Origin of the sequence: Moraxella equi (genome assembly GCF_002027555.1) — a bacterium.
Classification (GTDB): domain Bacteria; phylum Pseudomonadota; class Gammaproteobacteria; order Pseudomonadales; family Moraxellaceae; genus Moraxella; species Moraxella equi.
On sequence record NZ_MXAP01000134.1, the window covers coordinates 1 to 3,266 of the forward strand.

Genomic DNA, 3,266 nt, shown 5'->3' on the forward strand with positions numbered 1-3,266 from the left:
GGGTTCGGTTGGTATAGCATCAAAAAATCCTATGGCACAATCGCCAAAGGATAATCCACCACTTCTTCGACTAATACTTCGCCCGCCATATTGCTGGCAACGATATAAAATCCAGAGATTTGGCGTGCTTGATTATTTTCATAAAATTCTTCCAATTCTTCTTCCATAAAATCAAGATAAATGCAAGGATTACCATCGTATTCTTGACAATCTTCTTGACTTAGCACATTGCAATAATACAAATACTGTGGTTTACTATCAATCATATCATATAGTTTAATATAAATACCATGCTTTAATTGATGATTTAGATGAATATAAAAACGCATATATTTATCAGCTGAAATGGTAGAATTTTTTTTCAACTCGTTCAAATTCGCCATTTAAATTTGCTTCATCATCATAAATACCATCAAAAGCAAAAGTAAGCTCTTGACCCACCCCATCGCCAGACCAATCTTCCACCATTAAAGGAAAATCTACGGCCAAATGCTCTATCTCATAGTCATAACGGTTATAAGCAACAATCAAAAAGTCTTTGATTTTGCCTGTTTCTTTCATGGTAAATTGCAAATCCAGCACACCATCTAAGGGTTTTGGCATTGGATTATAACCATAATTCATTTCCCCATCTGTTCTTGGGAAACAAGCAAAATGCACTCCATCATTGCATTTGGTATGAATACGCACGCTAATTTCTGTCTCCATACCCACCGTATCATTGGGCGATAAACCAATCAGCTCATAACCATATTCGCTATCCGTGATACGAGCTTTGATAAATTCTATTTGTAAACCGTCTTTATCAATATTTTGACGCTCTTTTAATTCATCAGGCGAAAACGGCACAAAAGCACAATCAGTCGGATATACTTGATTGTGCAAAGTATAGCCATCTTCTGTCTGAGCAATCACTTTTCCACCATTGACCAAAAATCCATTAAGATAATCCGCCACATCAATGTTATTAAAATAAAACCAGCGTTTTATGATGTGTCGCCCTGCTGGATAAACATCGGACGGATGATAACCACCCGAAGTATTACCACGAAAGACATCATCTGAATTAGGGTGCAACCAAACTTGGCAAGGGTGTTTGCTTTCAAAATCAATGGTTGTCCATAGATATTCGCCATCTTTTAAAGTTTTATTGCTTGGCACATCAAAATCAATGCGATGGACAATAAAATCAGCTTTTGGTTTATTACCGAATAATTTTGATAAAAAGACATTACATTATCCCTTAACATTTATCCTTAAAAAAATACTGCAAAATTATGTTGAAAAATAAAAATTTTACAGTAAAACCAATCAAATCTTAAATTAAGAAATCTGACAACGAGCCTTTTCTTTATCCACTATTGACATCATAAAATCCAGTGCTTCTTGCTCGCTCATTGCGTCCGTTTTGGCTTTCATTTTTACAAAAAATGGTTTTAATAGTGCTTTGGCAATCTCGGCTTTTTCGCTGTCGGTTAGTTCAACAAATGGTGGTAAATTTTCTGCCCCCATTTGTTTTGGCATCATCTCGGCAAATTTACGCCCTGCATCACTGGCAAAAAATTCGTCCGCTTCTTTAATATCGTTATCAGTTAAAATACCCTTGACATACGGCTCTAATATTGCAAGATAATTCGGATTACTCTCCAAACTTAATAGGCAAGCATTTTGTTCTGGGCTTAATTGAGTTTCGGATTTAATATGATTAACCACAAACACACGATTGCTTTGCACCGAAAATTCCATATCAGGACTTTTGATAATTAGCTTATCAACATCAGCAGGCATAGCCCCTGCGTCAGTTGTAGTCTCGGGAGTGGTCTCGGTTTTGGTTTCTGTGGCGGTGGCGGTTTCAGTTTTGGCTTCTTGTTTTGTCTCGCTGGTTTTATCGCCACCACAAGCGGTTAAAGTCAAAAGCACCGCCAAAGAAATGGCTGTTAAATTAAACAATTTCATATCAAGCTCTCAAATAAAAAATTAAAGCCCTATCATAACACAAATAAGCAAAAAACGATTTTAATAGGGCGTATTGAACCTTTATAACACTTTTTACGATTTGGTAATATTATAGAAATAAATTAATCGTTTTTGCATTAAAAATGGCTACCCAACCACTTAATCTTATAAGATTAAAGATGGTCTTGGATTTTACGGATTAAGTGGTCGGGTGTTTTTCATCGTCAAAAGCTCGATAGAATTACCATCCAACTTCACTTTTCCCTTGAAAAACTTACAATTTATCTCATTTTTAATCGCAAATACAAAAGTGGGGCACACCCTAAAAAAACTTTGTTGGCTTTTGTGAAAAACATTGCATTTTTATGATAAAATCACGCCAATTTATCAATCATCACACCATTAGCCCAATACCCCCAAACCCCCGCCTACCAACGCATCAAAGACACCATTTTAGCCAATATCCATTCAGGCGAGTGGGCGGCAGGCTCTGCCATTCCCACCGAAATGGCGTTGTCTCGTGAATTTGGCGTATCTCGCATGACTGTCAATCGTGCCCTAAAAGAGCTGACAGATGAACAGGTATTAGAACGCCGTCAAGGGTCGGGGACGTTTGTCGCTCAGCAACAATTCAACCAAACCTTTATCACCGTTCGCAACATCGCCCACGACATAGAAAGCACAGGCAAACGCTACCACGCCAAAGTCGTAAGCCAGCTTACCTTGCCCCATAGCGACCTACCGCCATCGGCTCGGGCGGTATTTCATGACACTCAGCGTCTGTACAAGGTGGAGATTGTGCATTTTGGCAATGATAAGCCTTTGCAATTTGAACGGCGTTTTGTTGATTTGGCGATTATCCCTGCCTTTGAATATCAAGATTTTAACAAAATCAACACAAGCGACTACCTTATCAGTCAAGTACCGCTTGTGCGTGGACACTATTTTATTGAAGCCAAACCTTGTCCGCCTGATGTGGCAACTTTTTTGCGTTGTCAGCCAAACTCGCCTGCCTTGCGTTTGTCTCGCTACACTTATTCAGGCGATAAGGTTGTTACCTTTGTGCAGATGTGGCACGACGGGGCGACTTTTCGTTTTGATGGGGAATTGGGCTAAGTTTGGCTTATCATGGCTTTGTAGCATTTTAAAATAAGCTTGATGGACAAAACCCCAATCTAAGGCTAGATTGGGGTTTTGTAATTCTAAAACCTTTGACTTTAAACCGCTTTTAAACCATTAACTTCGCTCAGTAGCACCGACAGCTCCGCCAGTCCCAACTTTGTCCGATAAGCCATCTATACCAACCGAAC

At 38.9% G+C, this 3,266-nt stretch carries 4 protein-coding genes; 1 reads left to right on the forward strand and 3 read right to left on the reverse strand.

What is annotated here, in order from left to right:
• Positions 1-29: 29 nt before the first annotated feature.
• The 3 genes from B5J93_RS11725 to B5J93_RS11735 all read right to left on the reverse strand — a co-directional run bounded on the left by B5J93_RS11725 (position 30) and on the right by B5J93_RS11735 (position 1,956).
• Positions 30-383, reverse strand: coding sequence for a hypothetical protein (locus B5J93_RS11725; protein ID WP_079326542.1), 354 nt, complete (start codon positions 381-383; stop codon positions 30-32).
• Positions 337-1,161, reverse strand: a complete 825-nt coding sequence (locus B5J93_RS11730) for a hypothetical protein (RefSeq protein WP_079326543.1) — start codon at positions 1,159-1,161, stop codon at positions 337-339. The genes B5J93_RS11725 and B5J93_RS11730 overlap by 47 nt, the downstream gene beginning before the upstream one ends.
• Before the next feature lie 162 nt (positions 1,162-1,323).
• Positions 1,324-1,956, reverse strand: coding sequence for a hypothetical protein (locus B5J93_RS11735; protein WP_079326544.1), 633 nt, complete (start codon positions 1,954-1,956; stop codon positions 1,324-1,326).
• Between the two features lie 462 nt (positions 1,957-2,418).
• Here B5J93_RS11735 and B5J93_RS11740 point away from each other — a divergent pair, with 462 nt between their 5' ends.
• Positions 2,419-3,072, forward strand: coding sequence for a UTRA domain-containing protein (locus tag B5J93_RS11740; RefSeq protein ID WP_265734219.1), 654 nt, complete (start codon positions 2,419-2,421; stop codon positions 3,070-3,072).
• Positions 3,073-3,266: the final 194 nt, after the last annotated feature.

Excerpts from the sequence above, each read along its gene's own strand:
- B5J93_RS11725 (WP_079326542.1), bottom strand. The coding sequence starts at position 383 with ATGGCGAATTTGAACGAGTTGAAAAAAAATTCTACCATTTCAGCTGAT.
- B5J93_RS11735 (WP_079326544.1), bottom strand. The coding sequence starts at position 1,956 with ATGAAATTGTTTAATTTAACAGCCATTTCTTTGGCGGTGCTTTTGACT.